The sequence below is a fragment of the Arthrobacter sp. SAFR-023 genome, from assembly GCF_051965295.1.
Classification (GTDB): Bacteria; Actinomycetota; Actinomycetes; order Actinomycetales; family Micrococcaceae; genus Arthrobacter.
In genome coordinates this window covers 11,786-29,303 of sequence record NZ_JBQCMF010000022.1, presented here as the reverse complement: position 1 = coordinate 29,303, position 17,518 = coordinate 11,786, and the positions used below count along the sequence as shown (strand labels likewise).

Annotated in this window: 13 protein-coding genes; 7 read left to right on the top strand and 6 right to left on the bottom strand. The window is 67.2% G+C overall.

Translation table 11 applies throughout. The features are described from left to right. Positions 1 to 35 precede the first annotated feature (35 nt). The 5 genes from ACTHQX_RS19645 to ACTHQX_RS19625 all read right to left on the bottom strand — a co-directional run bounded on the left by ACTHQX_RS19645 (position 36) and on the right by ACTHQX_RS19625 (position 4,000). The gene (locus ACTHQX_RS19645; protein WP_440158874.1) at positions 36 to 368 is read right to left on the bottom strand and encodes a hypothetical protein; all 333 of its coding nucleotides are present in this window, start codon (positions 366 to 368) and stop codon (positions 36 to 38) included. Between the two features lie 94 nt (positions 369 to 462). After that, positions 463 to 867 (bottom strand): universal stress protein, encoded by a 405-nt coding sequence (locus ACTHQX_RS19640; RefSeq protein WP_214849266.1) that lies wholly within the window; start codon positions 865 to 867, stop codon positions 463 to 465. Continuing rightward, positions 864 to 2,396 (bottom strand): tripartite tricarboxylate transporter permease, encoded by a 1,533-nt coding sequence (locus ACTHQX_RS19635; protein ID WP_440158875.1) that lies wholly within the window; start codon positions 2,394 to 2,396, stop codon positions 864 to 866. Before ACTHQX_RS19635 ends, ACTHQX_RS19640 begins: the two co-directional genes overlap by 4 nt. Positions 2,397 to 2,405: 9 nt before the next feature. Then, positions 2,406 to 2,993, bottom strand: a complete 588-nt coding sequence (locus tag ACTHQX_RS19630; protein WP_440158877.1) for a tripartite tricarboxylate transporter TctB family protein — start codon at positions 2,991 to 2,993, stop codon at positions 2,406 to 2,408. A 5-nt stretch (positions 2,994 to 2,998) separates the two neighbouring features. Next, positions 2,999 to 4,000: a Bug family tripartite tricarboxylate transporter substrate binding protein gene (locus ACTHQX_RS19625; protein ID WP_440158879.1), complete on the bottom strand. Its 1,002-nt coding sequence runs from the start codon at positions 3,998 to 4,000 to the stop codon at positions 2,999 to 3,001. A 146-nt stretch (positions 4,001 to 4,146) separates the two neighbouring features. On the opposite strand from ACTHQX_RS19625, the gene ACTHQX_RS19620 reads away from it, so the two are divergent. The 7 genes from ACTHQX_RS19620 (at position 4,147) to ACTHQX_RS19590 (ending at position 13,630) form a co-directional block, all read left to right on the top strand. Beyond that, positions 4,147 to 5,031: a LysR family transcriptional regulator gene (locus ACTHQX_RS19620; protein ID WP_236806058.1), complete on the top strand. Its 885-nt coding sequence runs from the start codon at positions 4,147 to 4,149 to the stop codon at positions 5,029 to 5,031. Between the two features lie 149 nt (positions 5,032 to 5,180). Continuing rightward, positions 5,181 to 6,095 (top strand): 5-dehydro-4-deoxyglucarate dehydratase, encoded by a 915-nt coding sequence (gene kdgD / locus ACTHQX_RS19615; protein ID WP_440158880.1) that lies wholly within the window; start codon positions 5,181 to 5,183, stop codon positions 6,093 to 6,095. A 37-nt stretch (positions 6,096 to 6,132) separates the two neighbouring features. Then, positions 6,133 to 7,746: an aldehyde dehydrogenase (NADP(+)) gene (locus ACTHQX_RS19610; RefSeq protein WP_440158881.1), complete on the top strand. Its 1,614-nt coding sequence runs from the start codon at positions 6,133 to 6,135 to the stop codon at positions 7,744 to 7,746. Further along, positions 7,743 to 9,071, top strand: a complete 1,329-nt coding sequence (locus ACTHQX_RS19605; RefSeq protein ID WP_440158883.1) for an enolase C-terminal domain-like protein — start codon at positions 7,743 to 7,745, stop codon at positions 9,069 to 9,071. The genes ACTHQX_RS19610 and ACTHQX_RS19605 overlap by 4 nt, the downstream gene beginning before the upstream one ends. A gap of 80 nt (positions 9,072 to 9,151) precedes the next feature. Further along, complete coding sequence (locus ACTHQX_RS19600; protein WP_440158884.1) at positions 9,152 to 10,072, top strand: AEC family transporter; 921 nt, start codon at positions 9,152 to 9,154, stop codon at positions 10,070 to 10,072. Between the two features lie 88 nt (positions 10,073 to 10,160). Next, positions 10,161 to 10,718, top strand: coding sequence for a hypothetical protein (locus ACTHQX_RS19595; RefSeq protein WP_440158885.1), 558 nt, complete (start codon positions 10,161 to 10,163; stop codon positions 10,716 to 10,718). Further along, positions 10,715 to 13,630, top strand: a complete 2,916-nt coding sequence (locus tag ACTHQX_RS19590; RefSeq protein WP_440158886.1) for an ATP-binding cassette domain-containing protein — start codon at positions 10,715 to 10,717, stop codon at positions 13,628 to 13,630. Before ACTHQX_RS19595 ends, ACTHQX_RS19590 begins: the two co-directional genes overlap by 4 nt. Here ACTHQX_RS19590 and metH read toward each other — a convergent pair. Beyond that, complete coding sequence (gene metH, locus ACTHQX_RS19585; RefSeq protein WP_440158887.1) at positions 13,620 to 17,279, bottom strand: methionine synthase; 3,660 nt, start codon at positions 17,277 to 17,279, stop codon at positions 13,620 to 13,622. The two genes, ACTHQX_RS19590 and metH, sit on opposite strands and share 11 nt — an antisense overlap. Between the last annotated feature and the right edge of the window lie 239 nt (positions 17,280 to 17,518).

Sequence of the window (17,518 nt, the reverse complement as noted above, 5' to 3'; positions counted from 1 at the left end):
TTGGTATTCCGCTGAGGGAGGTTAAGAGTCCGATGTCACGGCAGGGCGAGCTTGTTTCCGTAGTGCCGGGGACGGCGGGCCTTGCCAGCTTTCCGGAAGACCGTCAGCCCGTCCTTCTGGTGGATCATGGCGCGGCCCTTGCCGTCCTCCTGGATGATCCAGAAGACGCTGCCGTCCAGCGCCACCATGTCAACGCGGCCGGCGGCCACTCTCCGCCGGTCGCGGCACACGGTCACCTCGTCCCGGCGCGAAAGCTTGCACCAGTTGGGCACGGGCTCGAGCGGGTTGGCACGCGTGGGCTCGCCTGCGGGGATGGTCCGCTGCCGCGAGCGGTGCTGGCGGGGAGTGGATGCGATCAGAGTGGTCATGGGGTCTTTCCGTTTATGGAGTGCGGATACGGCTGAGGCGGGCCGGATCCCGTACGGGTCCCGGCCCGCCTCTTACCAAGCGGTGCTTCGGGTACTAAAACTGGCCGCCGTCGGCCTTCACGGCCAAAACGGGACGGTCAGCCTGCATGAGGATGCGCTGGGCGTGGCTGCCCAGGATGAACTTGCCCACCTGCGTGCGGTGCCGCAGCCCGATGACAATCAGGGAGGCGTTTTCCTCCCGGGCGACGTCGAGGAACTCGTCCGCGAGGTCATGCTGGTAGGGCGGCTGGATCACCCGGGCCGTGACGCCTGCGTCCGCTGCCTGCCTGGACGCCTTGGCCAGGACGTCGTCCGGTGCAACTGACTTGTCCACGAGGGCGCCTTCACGGGCGGAGTTGACGATCACCAGATCCTGGTTGCGGAGGCGGGCCTCCGCGATGCCGGCCGCGAGGGCAGCTTCCCCCGCCGGTGTGGGGACGAATCCAACGATGATGCTCATACCTTCTCCTTGATTTCTGTGGCGGCGGTTCCCGCGGGGACGGTGGCCTTGCGCTTGGCCAGCGCGGAGCGGATGCCCGGGAGCGCGGCCACGAGGACGAACACAATGAGGAGCGTGGCGGAGATGGGCCGGCCGAAGAAGCCCAGCGGGTCACCGCCGAACACCAGCAGGGAGCGCCGCAGCGAGCTTTCGAGCAGGGAGCCGAGCACGAAGGCCAGCACCAGCGGGCCGGGCTCGAAGCCGAATTTCTTCATCAGGTAGCCCACGATGCCGAAGACCACCACGAGCGTGACGTCGAACATGCTGTTGTTGATCGTGTACGCGCCGAGCAGGGTGATCAGCGCCGTGATGGGCGCCAGGATGGCGGCGCGGACGCGGAGGATCTTCACGAAGATCCCCACCAGCGGCAGGCTCATGATCAGCAGCAGGATGTTACCGATGTACATGGAGTTCACCACGCCCCAGAACAGTCCCGGGTCCTGTTCCACGAGCTGCGGGCCAGGGGTGACGCCCTGGATCAGCAGCGCGCCGAACATCAGTGCCATGGTGGCGTTGGCCGGAATGCCGAGGGTGAGCAGCGGAATGAAGGAGGACGTCGCCGCGGCGTTGTTGGCGGTTTCCGGCCCGGCCACGCCTTCCGGCGCACCCTTGCCGAAGCGCTCGGGCTGCTTGGCCCGCTTCTTTTCCATGGCGTAGGAGGCCATCGAGGCGATCGTGGCACCGCCGCCGGGCAGGATGCCCAGGAAGAAGCCGAGGACCGAACCGCGGCCGATTGCGCCGGATGCCTGCTTGAGGTCACCCCGGGAGGGCCAGACGTTCGCGACGGCGGAGGGCGCCTTCGCGGCGCGGTGGCGCTCCTCGAGGTTGTACAGGATCTCGCCGAGGCCGAAGATGCCCATGGCGATCGGGACGAAGTCGATGCCGTCGGCGAGCTCGAGGCTTCCGAAGGTGAACCGGTTTTCGCCGGTGAAGATGTCCCGGCCAACGGTCGCCAGCAGCAGGCCGAGCGCGGCCGCGATGAGTGCCTTGGTCTTGGAGCCGCTGCTGATCGTGGCCACCAGCAGGATGCCGAGCAGCGCCAGGGCCGTGTACTCGGCGGGGCCGAAGTCCAGGGCGAAGCTCGCCACGATCGGGGCCAGGAACGTCAGGCCGATGATGGCCGCGGTGCCGCCGATGAACGAACCGATGGATGCCAGGCCCAGTGCCGTGCCGGCCCGTCCCTGCTTGGCCATCTGGTAACCGTCGAAGACGGTGACCACCGAGGATGCCTCGCCCGGCAGGCGCAGGAGCACAGAAGTGATGGTGCCGCCGTACTGGGCACCGTAGAAGATGCCGGCCAGCATGATGATGGCGGTGACGGGCTCAACGTTGTAGGTGAGCGGAAGCAGGATGGCGATGGTTGCCGCGGGCCCCAGACCGGGCAATACACCGATCAGCATGCCGATGACGACGCCGATCAGGCAGTACAGGAGGTTCATTGGCTCCAGGACGACTGCAAATCCGTTGATCACGGGATTCAGGAAATCCACGGTGGTCTCCTAGAAGAGGTGGGGGATGGAAGTGTTGAGCGCCATCACGAAGATGCCGTAGAAAGCTGCCACGACGACGGCGCTGACCAGGAGCGTGGAGCGCCAGGTTTCGCCGCCGAGGAAGCGCATCCAGATGATGCACAGCACCAGGGCCGGCAGCTCGAAGCCGGCGATTGGCATGAGGGCCACCATGGCGGCAAGTGTGACCAGCCCGGTCAGCGGGGCCGCGGACATGCGGGTGAACTGCTCCGCGTCCCGGTTGTGCCGGCCGACGATCAGCTGGAACAGGCCCAGGACCACCATCACGCAGCTGATCATGAACGGCCACAGGCCGGGCTGCGGGGCGGACGGTGTACCCAAGCCCATGGCCACGGACAGGACCACGGCGCCGATGCCCACGCCGATGACCACCAGCGAAGATCCGACATTTGCCAGGGCACCGGCCGCCGGAGGCTTTTCTTCCTCCCACTGGGCTGCCAGCTGCTCTGGAGTCAGGTCATCCAACTCTGTGCCGGGAAGGTCATTGGTGCCGTTCCCGGCGGAGGAAACAGCGTTGGAGCTGTTCCCTCCGCCGGATACCGGTGATGCTGCCTGCACTGGAATCACTTGTTCCCGGCGAGGCTGATGTCGTACTTCTCCACCAGGGCCTTGTACTTGGCTGCGTAGTCCTTCCACTGGGTGACAACTTCTTCACCCGAGATTTCCTTCGGAGTCAGCATGTTCTTCTTGTTGAACTCCTTGTAGGAATCCGACTTCAAGGTTTCCTGGATGGCGGCAACGAGCTTGTCCTTGACTTCCTTCGGCGTACCCTTGGGGGCGGCGACGGCGCGGTACTGCGCAACCGGAACGTCGTAGCCGGATTCCTTGGCGGTGGGCGTGTCCGGCAGGAAGGAGTTGCGCTCCTCCGAGAAGACGAGCAGCGGGGACACCTTGCCGGCCTCAATCTGCGGCATGGCCTCGCCGAGCTGGATGGTTGCCAGTTCCACCTGGTTGCCCAGGACAGCAGTCAGGGCGGGCTTGCCGCTGTCGAACGGCACGTCGGTGCCCTTCACGTTGGCCTGCTTGAAGAGAACGGTCTGGGCGAGCTGGCTGCCGGTGCCGACGCCGGTGGTGCCGTAGGTGATGTTGCGGCCGGCCGAGGTCACGTCCTTGATGGACTTGAAACCCGACTTCCCGCTGGCAACCAGCACGTAGTCGTCCTGGGACAGGCCCGAGATGATGTCGAAGTCATCGATGTTGACAGCCTCGTCCGCGGTCACGGCCAGCGGGGTGATCGTGATCAGGGAAGCGGTGAGCAGCAGCAGGTTCTGGCCGTCGGCCGGCTTGCCCGCCACCTCCTTGCTGGCGAGCGCGCCGTTGGCGCCCGGCTTGTTCACCACGGGCATCGGGGCGCCGAGGGTCTTTGCCGCACCTTCGGAGACGGCGCGTGCGATGAGGTCGGTGCTGCCGCCCGGCGCCTGGCCCACGGTCAGGGTGACCGGGCCGTTGGGGTACTTCGATGAATCGGCGCTGCCGCCGGAAACGTTGCCGCACGCGGTCATGGCCAGCAGGGTGATAGCCGACGCCGCTCCGAGAACGGCGCGGCGGGTGGGGAAGTGCATCATTGAAACTCCTCGTTTGCACTGCGGGCTGCCTCAGCCCGTAGGTCTGTGTGAACCGGGTCACTGCCGGTTCGCTAGGTCGAGTGTAGGGAGGCGCTATGATGCATGTCTAAGCCCAAATATGCATCAAGTAATACCGGGAGGGCATCATGTTTACCTTCGACCAGCTGACCGGCTTCATCGCCGTCGCCGAGGAACTGCATTTCGGCCGGGCCGCCGAGCGCCTCAACATGACCCAGCCGCCGCTCAGCCGCCAGATCCAGAAACTGGAGAAGACCGTGGGGGCTGAACTGCTCGAACGGGACAACCGGCGGGTCGAGCTGACCGCGGCCGGACGCGCTTTCCTTGACGAGGCCCGCAGACTCATGGCGCTGGCCAGCAGGGCTCCCGTGACCGCACGCCGGATCGCCTCCGGCCGGCAGGGCCATCTCCGCATCGGCTTCACGGCCGCGAGCGGCTTCAGCATTCTGGGCCCGCTGCTCGAAGAGATCGGTGCGATCGTGCCCGACGTGGACATCGACCTTCAGGAGCTGGTCACGGGTGAGCAGATCCAGGGCCTGCTCACCGGCGAACTGGATCTCGGCCTGGCACGGCCGCCGTTCGACACCGAGATTTTCGACTCCCATCTGCTGTACCGCGAGTCGATGGTGCTGGCGGTTCCCGCGTCGCACCCCCTCGCAGGCCTCAAGCGGGACATCGAGAACGAGGACCTCAAAGACGAGCCGCTCATCATGCATTCCCCCACGGAGGCGAGGTACTTCTACGACCTTGTGGTCCGCCTGCACTCCATCCGGCATGAAAACGTGGTGCACACCGTCAGCCAGATCCTCACCATGGTCTCGCTCGTGGCCGCCAAGCGCGGGGTGGCCTTCGTGCCGCACTCGGCAACAGGGCTGGGTATCCGGGGGGTGTCATTCCTGCGGCTGGCCAGCGGCGAGGAAGAGCCCGTGGAGCTTCACGCCATCTGGAACCGGGACGCAAAGAACCCTGCCCTGGTGCGGCTGTTGCGGGACTTGGAGTTCGCCGCCAACTGAGCGCCTTCAGCTTCAACGGCCTCCATGCGGCTGGGGTATCAATAGATACAAAAATGCACTTGGACAGGCATGGACGGGCCTCCCTAGTCTGAAAAGGAACCACCACCACAGACCCCGCCGCCTGCGGCACAGACTCCAAGGACAATCCCGTGGCTAAACTTTCACCCCAGGAACTCGCCAACACCCTCAAGGACGGGCTGCTGTCCTTCCCCGTGACCTCCTTCGATGCAGAGCTGCAGTTCGACGAGGAAAACTACCGCAAGCACCTGGCATGGCAGGCCAGCTACCCCGTTGCCGGTCTCTTCGCCGCCGGCGGCACGGGTGAAGGCTTCTCGCTCACTCCGGCCGAGTCGGCCCGCGTGGTCCGTGCCGCCGTCGAGGAAGTCGGCAGCACCGTCCCCGTCCTGGCCTCCGCCGGCGGTTCCACCGCCCAGGCCATTGAAAACGCCAAGGCCGCCGAGGCCGCCGGCGCCGAGGGCATCCTGCTCCTGCCGCCGTACCTGACCGAAGCCGACCAGGGCGGCCTGATCGAGCACGTCAGCGCCGTCTGCCACGCCACCTCGCTCGGCGTCATCATCTACAACCGCGCCAACGCCATCTACAAGGACACCACGGTGGCCACGCTGGCCGACCGCCACGAGAACCTCATCGGCTTCAAGGACGGCGTGGGCGACCTCGAGCACGACGCCCGCGTCTACGCCAAGCTCGGCGACCGCCTGTTCTACCTGGGCGGCCTCCCCACCGCAGAGACCTTCGCGCTGCCGCTCCTGCAGCTGGGCATGAGCACCTACTCCAGCGCCATGTACAACTTCGTGCCGCAGTTCGCGCTCGACTTCTACCAGGACGTCCGCAACAACGACCGTGTAGCCGTCAACCAGAAGCTCAATGACTTCGTCATCCCGTACCTGGACATCCGTGACCGCGTGAAGGGCTACTCCGTGTCCATCGTCAAGGGCGGCCTTGACGCCATCGGCCGTTCCGCCGGCGGCGTCCGTCCCCCGCTGCAGAACCTCGCACCGCAGGACCTGGCCGATCTCAAGACACTCATCGCCAAGGTCTCCTGACCTTTCGGCTCCCACCTTTACCCAGGAGGAACAAACTGTGACCCTTACCGGACACTCCCTGATCGCCGGACAAACCGTTGCAGGCGAAGGCAAGACCACCTTCGCCTTCAACCCGGCCAGCAACGAACAGCTCGAGCCCGCCTACACCCTGCTCAGCGAGAAGCAGCTCAAGGCCGCCACTGCCGCGGCCGCCGAGGCCTTCGCATCATTCAGCACGCTTGACCCCGAAGCCCACGCTGCCTTCCTGGACGCCATTGCAGACAACATCGAAGCCATTGGCGACGAACTGATTGTCCGCGCGGGCCAGGAGACGGGCCTGCCGGCAGCCCGGCTGCAGGGTGAACGCGCCCGCACCACCGGCCAGCTGCGGCTCTTCGCCAACGTGGTCCGCCAGGGCGACTTCCGCGGCGTCCGCATCGACCCCGCGATCCCGGACCGCACTCCGCTGCCCCGCGTCGACATCCGCCAGCGCCAGATCCCGCTCGGTCCCGTCGCCGTCTTCGGCGCCAGCAACTTCCCGCTGGCCTTCTCGACGGCGGGCGGGGACACCGCCTCTGCCCTCGCCGCCGGCTGCCCCGTCGTTTTCAAGGCGCACAACGCCCACCCCGGCACCAGCGAACTCGTAGGCCAGGCAATCGCGAAGGCCGTTGCTGATCTCGGACTGCACCCGGGCGTCTTCTCCCTCATCTACGGCCCGGGCAGCAGCATCGGCCAGGCCCTTGTGGCGGACCCGGCCATCAAGGCCGTGGGCTTCACCGGCTCACAGAGCGCCGGCATCGCCCTGATGCGCACCGCCGCCGCCCGCCCGGAACCCATCCCCGTCTACGCGGAGATGTCCTCGCTCAACCCGGTCTTCGTCTTCCCCGGCGCCCTCAAGGGCTCCGCCGAGCAGATCGACGCCCTGGCACAGCAGTACGTCACCGCCGTAACCGGCAGCTCCGGCCAGCTCTGCACCTCCCCCGGCCTGCTGTTCGCCCCCGCCGGTGAGGCAGGCGACAAACTCGCTGCCGCCGTCGGCCGCGCTGTTTCGGCCTGCGCCGGACAGACCATGCTGACCGCCGGCATCGCCGGCTCCTGGACCTCCGGGACCGAGGCGCTTGGCGCCGCCGAGAACGTGACCGTCGTCGGGACCGGAACCCCCGGCCCCACCGAGAACGCCCCGGCACCGGCCATCTACGGCACGGAAATCCGCGACTTCATCAGCAACGAGGTGCTGCACGCGGAAATCTTCGGCGCGGCGTCCCTGGTGATCCGCTACTCCTCCGCCGAGGAACTGGTGGAAGCCACCAACCGGATCGAGGGGCAGCTCACCGCTTCCCTGCAGCTCACCGAAGAGGACTACCCGACGGCGGCGCAGCTGATTCCGGCGCTGGAACAGAAGGTGGGGCGCATCATCGTGAACGGCTGGCCCACCGGCGTCGAAGTCGGCCACGCCATGGTCCACGGCGGACCCTTCCCCGCCACCTCTGACACCCGCACCACCTCCGTGGGTACGCTGGCCATAAACCGGTTCCTCCGGCCGGTCGCTTACCAGAACCTGCCCCAGGAACTGCTGCCCGCAGCGCTCCAGGACGCCAACCCGTGGCAGCTGAACCGCCGGATCGACGGCGAAGTTGTTCCCGTTGCAGAGAAAGCAGAGGTGAACGCATGACCGCCCAGCCGACAATCGTCCGCGTGGAGGTAGTCCCGGTTGCGGGCTACGACAGCATGCTGATGAACCTCAGCGGCGCGCACGGGCCGTTCTTCACCCGGAACGTGGTCATCGTGACCGACTCCGACGGCCGGACTGGCCTCGGCGAGGTCCCGGGCGGCGAAAAGATCCGCACCACCATCGAGGAAGCCGGCGCGCTGATCGCCGGCAGGCCGGTGGCCCGCTACCGCTCGCTGCTGCGCGAGATCGCCGCGGAGTTCGCGGACCGCGACGCCGGCGGCCGCGGCCTGCAGACCTTCGACCTGCGCACCACCGTCCACGCCGTCACCGCCGTCGAGTCCGCACTGCTGGACCTGCACGGCCAGTTCCTGGGCGTCCCGGTGGCCGAACTGCTCGGCGACGGCCAGCAGCGCACGTCCGTGCCGATGCTGGGCTACCTGTTCTTCGTGGGTGATCACAAGCGGACGGACCTGCCGTACCTGGTGGAGGACGCGCCGTCGGACCGCTGGGAGGAACTGCGCCGCCAGGAGGCAATGACCCCCGAGGCCGTGGTTGCCCTGGCCGAAGCCGCGCAGGAGCGCTACGGCTTCAGCGACTTCAAGCTCAAGGGCGGCGTGCTCTCCGGCGACGACGAAGTGGACGTGGTCACCGCACTGGCCAAGCGCTTCCCCGATGCCCGTGTCACGCTGGACCCGAACGGCGGCTGGCTGCTCGAGGAAGCCATCCGGCTGGGCAAGCGGATGCAGGGCGTTGTGGCCTACGCCGAGGACCCCTGCGGCGCCGAAGGCCGCTTCTCCGGGCGCGAGGTCATGGCGGAGTTCCGCCGCGCCACCGGCCTGAAGACGGCCACCAACATGATCGCCACGGACTGGCGCGAAATGGCCCACGCCATCCGCAGCAACGCGGTGGACATCCCGCTGGCCGACCCGCACTTCTGGACCATGCACGGTTCTGTCCGCGTGGCGCAGCTGTGCAACGAGTTCGGCCTGACCTGGGGTTCGCACTCGAACAACCACTTCGATATCTCGCTGGCCATGTTCACGCACACGGGCGCGGCCGCCCCCGGCGAGATCACCGCGCTGGACACCCACTGGATCTGGCAGGACGGGCAGGGCCTCACCAAGAACCCGCTGCAGATCAAGGGCGGTGCCATCGAGGTTCCGGCGGCGCCGGGACTCGGCATCGAACTGGACCGCGAGGCGCTGGACAAGGCGCACCAGCTGTACCTGAAGCACGGACTGGACGCCCGCGACGACAGCATCGGCATGCAGTACTACATCGACGGCTGGTCCTTCGACCCGAAGCGGCCCTGCCTGGTCAGGTAAGTTACTAGACTTCCGCACGGCCGCCCCCACGCAACAGGAGGCGGCCGTGCGGAGTGCACATAAACAGAAGGGTCAAGAGAGTGGGCGGCGTTGTCTCCGGAATACTCATCGTTTCGGCAGTCATCGCCATCGGTTACCTCGCTGCCAGGTTCCGCATTCTGGGGCCGGAAGTCCAGGGCGCACTGACCCGCACCGCCTTCTACATCACCAACCCCGCCCTGCTTTACACCGTGGTTGCCGGCTCGGACATCCGGGCGGCCCTCGGCACCGACGCCCCGCTGGCACTGCTATCGGCAGCGGCAGTGGGGCTTCTTTACTGGCTGCTCAGCTTCCTGTTCTTCCGGCGCCCGGCCGCGGAGACCGCCGTCGGGGCGATGGCCAGCAGCTACGCGAACGCCAACAACATCGGCATTCCGGTCTCGCTGTACGCCGTCGGCACCGCCCAGCACGTGGCGCCGGTGCTGCTGGTGCAGCTCCTGGTTCTGGCCCCGTTCTACCTCACGCTGCTGGGAATCTTCGGCGGGGCCCGGATTTCGTGGAAGAAGGTGCTGCTCCAGCCACTGTCCAACTCCATGATCATCGCCTCGGCACTCGGCGTCGTCGTGGCACTGACAGGCTGGCAGGAGCCGGATCTGCTGCAGAAACCCATCGACATGCTGGCCGGCGGGGCTGTTCCCATGGTGCTTCTCGCCTTTGGCCTGTCTCTGGCCGGGAGGGCGCCGTTGCAGAAAGACGACGGCCGGACCGAGACCCTCGTGGCCACGTTCCTGAAGATCGCCGGCATGCCTGCGATCGTGTGGCTGCTGGGACGCTTTGTCTTCGGGCTTGAGGGCCAGCACCTGCTGGCCAGTGTGATCATGGGGACGCTGCCTACCGCGCAGAACGTATTTCTCTTCGCCTCCCCCTACGGGCGGGGCATGACCGTGGCCCGCGACGTGATTCTCTGCACCACCATCCTTTGTGTGGGGGCGCTGCTGGTTGTTGCGTGGGCCGCCGGGTAGCTCCTGGTGGATTCTTATTTGCCCCCATCTAACGTCACACAACACGACGGCATCCTGATCCGGACAGGCAACGCCCTACCCTTGACTGGTGACTTTGACTAAGATCCGCACCGCCGCCGCGAGCTCCCTCGCCGCCGCAGGTCTCCTCTTGACGCTCGCCGGCTGCTCCACGCCGGCCGCCACCCAGCCCTCCACCTCTGCACCGGCTTCCACGGCAGCGGCTTCATCCAGCGCCGCCGCCGGGCCCTGCGCCGGTGTGAAGGTCATCGTCGATTCAGGCGCCCTGAAGCAGGCCGCCGCCGATTCGTCCGTTTGCGTACCTGTGGACGCGCCGACTCTCGCGTCCAAGGTCCTCGACGAGGCCAAGGTGAAGACCGAGGGCACTGACCAATATCCCAAGGAACTGGTGTGCCGTGTGAACGGTGTGCCCGCCGCAGACTTCGACATCACCCACAAAGGCGGCACGTACCGGGAAGAATGCAAGAAGATGCCGGCCGCCTTTGCCTACTGGTCGCTCTGGGTTAAGCCTGCCTCCGGCGCCTGGGCATACGCGCAGGAAGGCCTGGCCACCCTGAAGGTGAGCCCGGGACAGAGCCTGGAACTGCTCTACACGGTCGACGGCGCACCGGCCGCACCCGCGGCGTGACCTTCCGACCCGCGCCGTTACGCGCGGCGGTGGCTCTCGCTGCCGTCTTCATCGCGGCGCGGGTCATCTACCGCACCCTCTTCAACGGGGCGGGCATCGGCAGCCCGGTCCTGCTCGATCTACCGCCGGTGCCGCTGCCTGCCCCGTATGCCCATGTAGTCCTCCTAGGTCCGGTAACGGCGCCTGGCCTGTGGGAGGCGGTCCTGTCCGCCCTGCCGATTGCCGGGATGATCCTGGGTTTCGGCGTGCTCAACGCCTGGGTGGACGTGGCCCGCGGCTTCGTGCACCTGGCCCGCGGCGGCCCCATGCAGGGTATAGCCCGGATGCTTGTGGTGGCCTGGGCGGCGCTCCCGGCGCTCTCCGACGCCGTGAAGTCCGTGCGCCTGGCATTTCGGTTGCGGGGCGAACGCTTTGGGCCCCGCGCCCTGGTACCCGTACTCGAGCGCACCCTCGAGCACGCAAGCCGGGTTGCCGCGGCCCTGGAGCTGCGCGGCTTCGGAAGCCGGGCAGTACACCAGCCCGTCAGTGGCATCGAAGCGCCGGTTCTCGTCCGGGGCGCACAGTTCCGTATCGGTGACGCGCAGGTGCACGTCGCCGATTTTGCGCCGTCGAGCGGTTCGGTCACGGTCATTACCGGGCCGACGGGCTCCGGCAAGTCCACCATCCTGCGGGGCATCGCGGGCCTCCTCTCCCACGTTGACGGTGGGGAAGTTTCCGGGACGGTATGCGTCGGCGGAACGGACCGTGCCACCGCACCGCCACGGGATACCGCACGCCTCATCGGCGCCGTACTGCAGAATCCGCGCGCCGCATTCGCCACCACCCGGGTCCGGGACGAAATCGCCCTCGCACTTGAGCTTCGCGGCGTGGCATCCGGCACCGCCAAGGCCCGCGTGCTGGAGGTCGCGGAGCGCATTGGAGTGTCGGCGCTGCTGGACCGGAATGTCAGCACCCTCTCGGCGGGTGAGGCAGCGCTCGTAGCCATCGCCGCCGCGGTGGTGGAGCACCCGGCCCTCCTCCTGGTTGACGAGCCCCTGGCCGACCTCGACACCGCAGCACGCACACGCGTCATCGCGGTGCTCAGCACCCTCGCCCGCGACGAGGGGGTCTGCGTTATCGTGGCGGAGCACCGGGCGGACCCGCTCGTACCCGTTGCCGACTCATGGTGGACCATCGACGACGGCGCCCTGGTACCGGGCGTGGCGACCGCACCTTTGCCCCCGGTCGCCGGCCGTCCAACGCCGGCACAGCCGCCGGAACAGCGGGCGGAGCCCGCGCCAGTGCTGACGGCGAGCGACCTCGCCGTGCACCGCGAGGGCAAGCCGCTCGTGCGCAGCGCATCCCTGACCCTGGACCGCGGTGAAGTGGTTGCCCTTGTGGGGCCGAACGGTGCCGGGAAGTCGTCCCTCCTTGTGGCACTCGCGCTCGGTGAAGGCACACTGACTGAAGGAACGGTCGACGGCGGCACGGTCGACGGCGGCACGGTCGACGGCGGCCGCGTCGCCCTTGTGCCGGACGCCTCGGACGACCTCTTCACAAGGGACACCGTCGGAGCAGAGCTGCGGGCGGCAGAGCGTCGCCAGGCGCGCGCCTGGCGACGCTCTGGCAGTGATCGCCTTCCCCCAAGATCTACGGATTCGCACCTTGCCCGGTTGCGCGGAGACGCCACGATGCCCATCGGCCACGAGCATCCGCGGGACCTCTCCGCAGGCGAACGCAGGATCCTTGCCATCGCACTGCAGACCATGGACAGTCCCCAGGTACTCCTGATCGATGAGCCCACCCGCGGACTCGATGCGGCTGCGCGCACAGCAGTCTCGGCGGCGCTGCGGGCCGCAGCAGATGAGGGCGCGGCGGTCCTGATCGCCACCCACGACCTCGATTTTGCGCACGGCATCGGCGCCCGGATCCTCCCGATGCGTGACGGCGTCGCCCCCGCAACCGAGGCAGAAGCCGCCCCGGCCAGTGACGAGACAGCGCAACGCGCCGCAGCGCAACGAATTCAAACAGCAGAACGCATCGCAGCACCGCGATTCGTGGAGCCGCTGCCAGAAACTCCAGCTGGCAAAAAAGCCCGCGGCATCCGGATGCTGCGGGGCGTCGAGCTCACTGTTCTCGCAGCCGCGAACCTCCTGGCCCTCGCAGCGTTCTGCTGGCCATTGCTCGCTGCGGCACTCCCGGAGGATGCCGCCGCGGCCGTCCCCTACGCGGCGCTGGCCATTGCCCCCGTTGCCGTCGTTGCGATCGTGCTGTCCCTCGACGGCTCGGTCCGCTCCGCACACACGGTGGCATTGCTCGGCGTCCTGGCAGCCGTCGGGTCGGCGGTGCGGGTGGCCAGCACCGGGGTCGGGGGTGTGGAGGCAGTCTTTATCCTGCTGATCCTGGCTGGCCGGGCCTTCGGCGCACGTTTCGGCATGCTCCTTGGCGCCGCCACCATCGCCGTCTCAAGCGCCTTGTGGAGCGGCATCGGCCCATGGTCGCCATTCCAGATTTTCGCCTGCGCGTGGGTGGGCGCCGGGGCCGGCCTGCTCCCCCGCCGGGTGCGGGGGCGGGCCGAACTGTGGATGCTCTGCGGCTATGGAGTCCTGGCGTCCTACGTGTTCGGCCTGCTCACCAATCTGTGGTTCTGGCCCTTCGCCGTCGGCGCCGGCACGGGCATCTCCTACATGCCCGGCGCGCCCCTGGCCACCAACCTCAGCAGCTTCCTGCTCTATTCGCTTTTGACCTCGACGGCGGGATGGGACACCCTGCGTGCCGTCACCACGATCATCGGTATCGCGGTGGTGGGGCGGGCAATCCTCGCCGCCCTCCGGCGGGTAAAGCCGGTCTCCAGCGCGGGTGGAAGCCCGGGCGGGCTACCCGCCCGGGCTCAATCTGTACAGGACAAGGACCGGCGCCAGCTCACACCTTGAAGTACTTCGCCTCCGGGTGGTGGAACACGAACGCGTCGGTGGACTGTTCGGGGTGCAGCATCAGCTCGTCGCTCAGGACCACGCCCATCCGCTCGGGGTGCAGCAGTTCCACCACCTTGCGGCGGTCCTCCATGTCAGGGCACGCGGGGTATCCGAGCGAGAAGCGCGCGCCGCGGTAGTCGAGCTTGAACAGGCCGGCCTTGTCCTTCGGCTCCTCGGCCGCGAAGCCCAGCTCCGAGCGGATGCGCGCATGCCAGAACTCCGCCAGCGCCTCGGTGAGCTGCATGACCAAACCGTTGAGCTCGTAGTAATCGCGGTAGTGATCGCCGGCGAAGAGCTTCGCGGTCACCTCATCCACATTGCCGCCGGCGGTGACCAGCTGCACCGGCAGCACGTCGATCCGCCCCGATTCGCGCGAGCGCACGAAGTCGGCGAGGCACAGGTGCCGGTCCCGGCGCTGGCGCGGGAAGTCGAACCGCAGCCGCTCGGTGCCGATCGGACCGCCTGACCCGCCGTCTGGGGCGAGGAGTCCCGGGGTGCCGAGTACGCCGTCGGGATCCGTGCCGTGGTGCAGCACCACCACCTGCTCGCCCTCTGAAACCACCGGGAAATAGCCGTAGGCGACCGATGCGTCTAGCATTCCCTCGCCGAGGATGCGGTCCATCCAGTACCGCAGGCGCGGCCGGCCCTCGCGTTCCACCAGCTCCTCGTAGGAGGCGCCGTCCTCGCCGCGGCCGGGCTTGAGCCCCCACTGTCCCATGAAGGTGGCGCGCTCATCGAGGAACGCCGCGAAGTCGTGGAGGGCCACACCCCGCACGATGCGGGTACCCCAGAACGGCGGCGAAGGCACGGTGTTGTCGGAGGCGACGTCGGAACGCCCGGGCATTGCCTCCGGCTCGGTCACCTTGAACTTCGGGCCTCCTTTATGGATCCGCTTCTTCAAAGCGGGGAGGCCGACGGCATCCGGCGCCTCTCCCCGGGCAACGCGCACCAGCGGCTCCATCAGCGAAAGGCCTTCGAAGGCGTCCTTTGCGTAGCGCACCTCGCCGTCGAACTGGCCCGCCAGGTCCTGCTCGACGTAGGCACGGGTCAGGGCAGCTCCGCCGAGGATCACCGGCCACTTCTTCCCCAGGCCACGGGACTGCAGCTCGGCCAGGTTCTCTTTCATCACCACCGTGGACTTCACCAGCAGCCCGGACATGCCGATGACGTCGGCGTTGTGTTCCTCGGCCGCAGCGATGATGTCGGCTATTGGCTGCTTGATGCCAAGGTTGATCACCTTGTAGCCGTTGTTGGTGAGGATGATGTCCACCAGGTTCTTGCCGATGTCGTGCACGTCGCCGCGCACGGTGGCGATCACCATGGTGCCCTTGCCGGACGCGTCCGATTTCTCCATGTGCGGCTCGAGCAGCGCGACCGCATTTTTCATTACTTCGGCGGACTGCAGCACGAACGGCAGCTGCATCTCGCCGGCCCCAAAGCGTTCGCCCACCACCTTCATGCCCTCGAGCAGCTGGTCGTTGATGATGCCAAGCGGGGTCATGCCTTCGCTGCGGGCAAGGTCGAGATCCTCTTCGAGGCCCTTGCCCTCGCCGTCGATGATGCGCCGCTGGAGGCGTTCGCCGGTGGGCAGCGCAGCAAGTTCCGCTGCGCGCTGGTCGCGCAGCGCAGCAGTGTCGACGCCGGCGAACATGTCCAGCATGCTGGCCAGGGGGTCGTACGTGACATTGCCGTCGGCGTCGTATTCGCGGCGGTCCCAGACGAGGTCCAGTGCCACCTTGCGCTGTTCCTCCGGCAGTGAAGCGAGCGGCACGATCTTGGCGGCGTCGATGATGCCGCTGGACAGGCCCGCCTCCACGGCTTCGTGCAGGAACACCGAGTTCAGGACGATTCGCGCTGCCGGGTTCAGACCGAAGGACACATTCGAGACGCCGAGGGTGGTGTGGATGCCGGGGTACTTCGTGGTGATCTGGCGGATGGCCTCGATGGTTTCGATGCCGTCACGGCGGGTCTCTTCCTGGCCGGTGGCGATGGGGAAGGTCAGGGCGTCGACGATGATGTCTTCGACGCGCATCCCCCACTCACCCACCAGGGCGTCGATGAGGCGCGAGGCGATCGCCACCTTGCCCTCGGTGGTGCGCGCCTGGCCGTGCTCGTCGATGGTCAGGGCGATTACGGCGGTGCCGTGTTCCTTCACGAGCGGCATGATGCGTGCGAAGCGGCTGTCCGGGCCGTCGCCGTCCTCATAGTTGACGGAGTTGATGACCGGGCGTCCGCCGATGTGTTCGAGCCCGGCCTGCAGCACGGGCGGTTCGGTGGAGTCGATCACCAGTGGGAGCGTGGAGGCCGAAGCGAAACGTGAGACGACCTCCTTGATGTCGGCCACGCCGTCGCGCCCCACGTAGTCGATGCACACGTCGAGCAGGTGCGCGCCGACGCGGATCTGCTCGCGGGCAATATCGACGCAGTCATCCCAGCGCTCCTCAAGCATCGCCTGGCGGAATGCCTTCGAACCGTTGGCGTTGGTGCGCTCACCGATGGCGAGGTATGACGATTCCTGGTCGAAGTTCACATGCTGGTAGAGGGAGGCGATGCCGGCCTCCCGTTCGGTGGGAACGCGGCCGGCTGTTTTGCTCCCGCTGGCGGGGCTGGTCCCGCCGTCGTTCTCATTGCTGCGGAAGGGCGCAAGACGTTCGACGACGGCGGCCATGTGTGCCGGCGTCGTACCGCAACATCCGCCCACCAGTCCCAGGCCGAACTCCCTGACGAACTGCTCGTGCGAGGTGGCGAGTTCGGAAGGCGACAGTGGGTAGTGCGCGCCGTCCGCGGTAAGCACGGGCAGGCCTGCGTTGGGCATGCAGGCGATGGCCACGGAGGACTGCTTGGACAGGTGGCGCAGGTGCTCGCTCATCTCGTCGGGTCCGGTGGCGCAGTTCAGGCCGATGGCGTCGACGCCGAGCGGTTCGAGCGCGGTGAGCGCCGCGCCGATTTCGGACCCCATCAGCATGGTTCCGGTGGTCTCGACGGTCACCTCGACGAAAATCGGGAGGCGGATGCCGCGGGCCACGATGGCCTGCTTGCAGCCGTTGACCGCAGCTTTGGTCTGCAGGAGGTCCTGGCTCGTCTCGATGAGGAAGGCGTCCGCTCCGCCGTCAATGAGGCCTTCGGCCTGCAGCGCGAACGTCTGCTTGAGGTAGTCATAGCTGATGTGCCCAAGGCTGGGGAGCTTCGTGCCCGGACCCATCGAGCCCAGGACCCACCGCATGCGTCCGTCCGTTTTTTCTGCCGCTTCGGCTCGCTCACGGGCGATTTTTGCACCCTTCCGGGCGAGCTCTTCGATGCGGTCGTCGATGCCGTAGTCGGAGAGGTTGGACCAGTTTGCGCCGAAGGTGTTGGTCTCAACCGCGTCGATTCCCACCGCGAAGTACGCGTCGTGGATGTCCCCGATGACATCCGGGCGCGTGTCATTGAGGATCTCGTTACAGCCCTCCAGCCCCTGGAAATCTGTCTCGAGCGACAGTTCCCGGTCCTGCAGCATGGTGCCCATCGCCCCGTCGGCAATGACGACCCGCTGGTTCACCGCATCGAGAAGCTCCTGCGAACGGACGGGGCGGGGGACGGAGTCGATATCAAGCGCAAAACGAGGCATATGAACAGACTACGGCCGGGCCCCGTAACAGAGCGCCGTATTTCCATGTGCTACGGCTGTGGGATGAGCGCCCGGCATCCCCCTTCGGAGCAGCACTCGCCCGTGACCGTATGGTCGTCGCGAGCGGACATGGTGGTCCTGCATGATCAGCGGTGCGTGGACACGGTGTGCACGTTGCAGGAAGACAATCGGGGCTTGTGGGCGGAGGACATCGCCGATGGTCGGCGGCATTGGCCGCC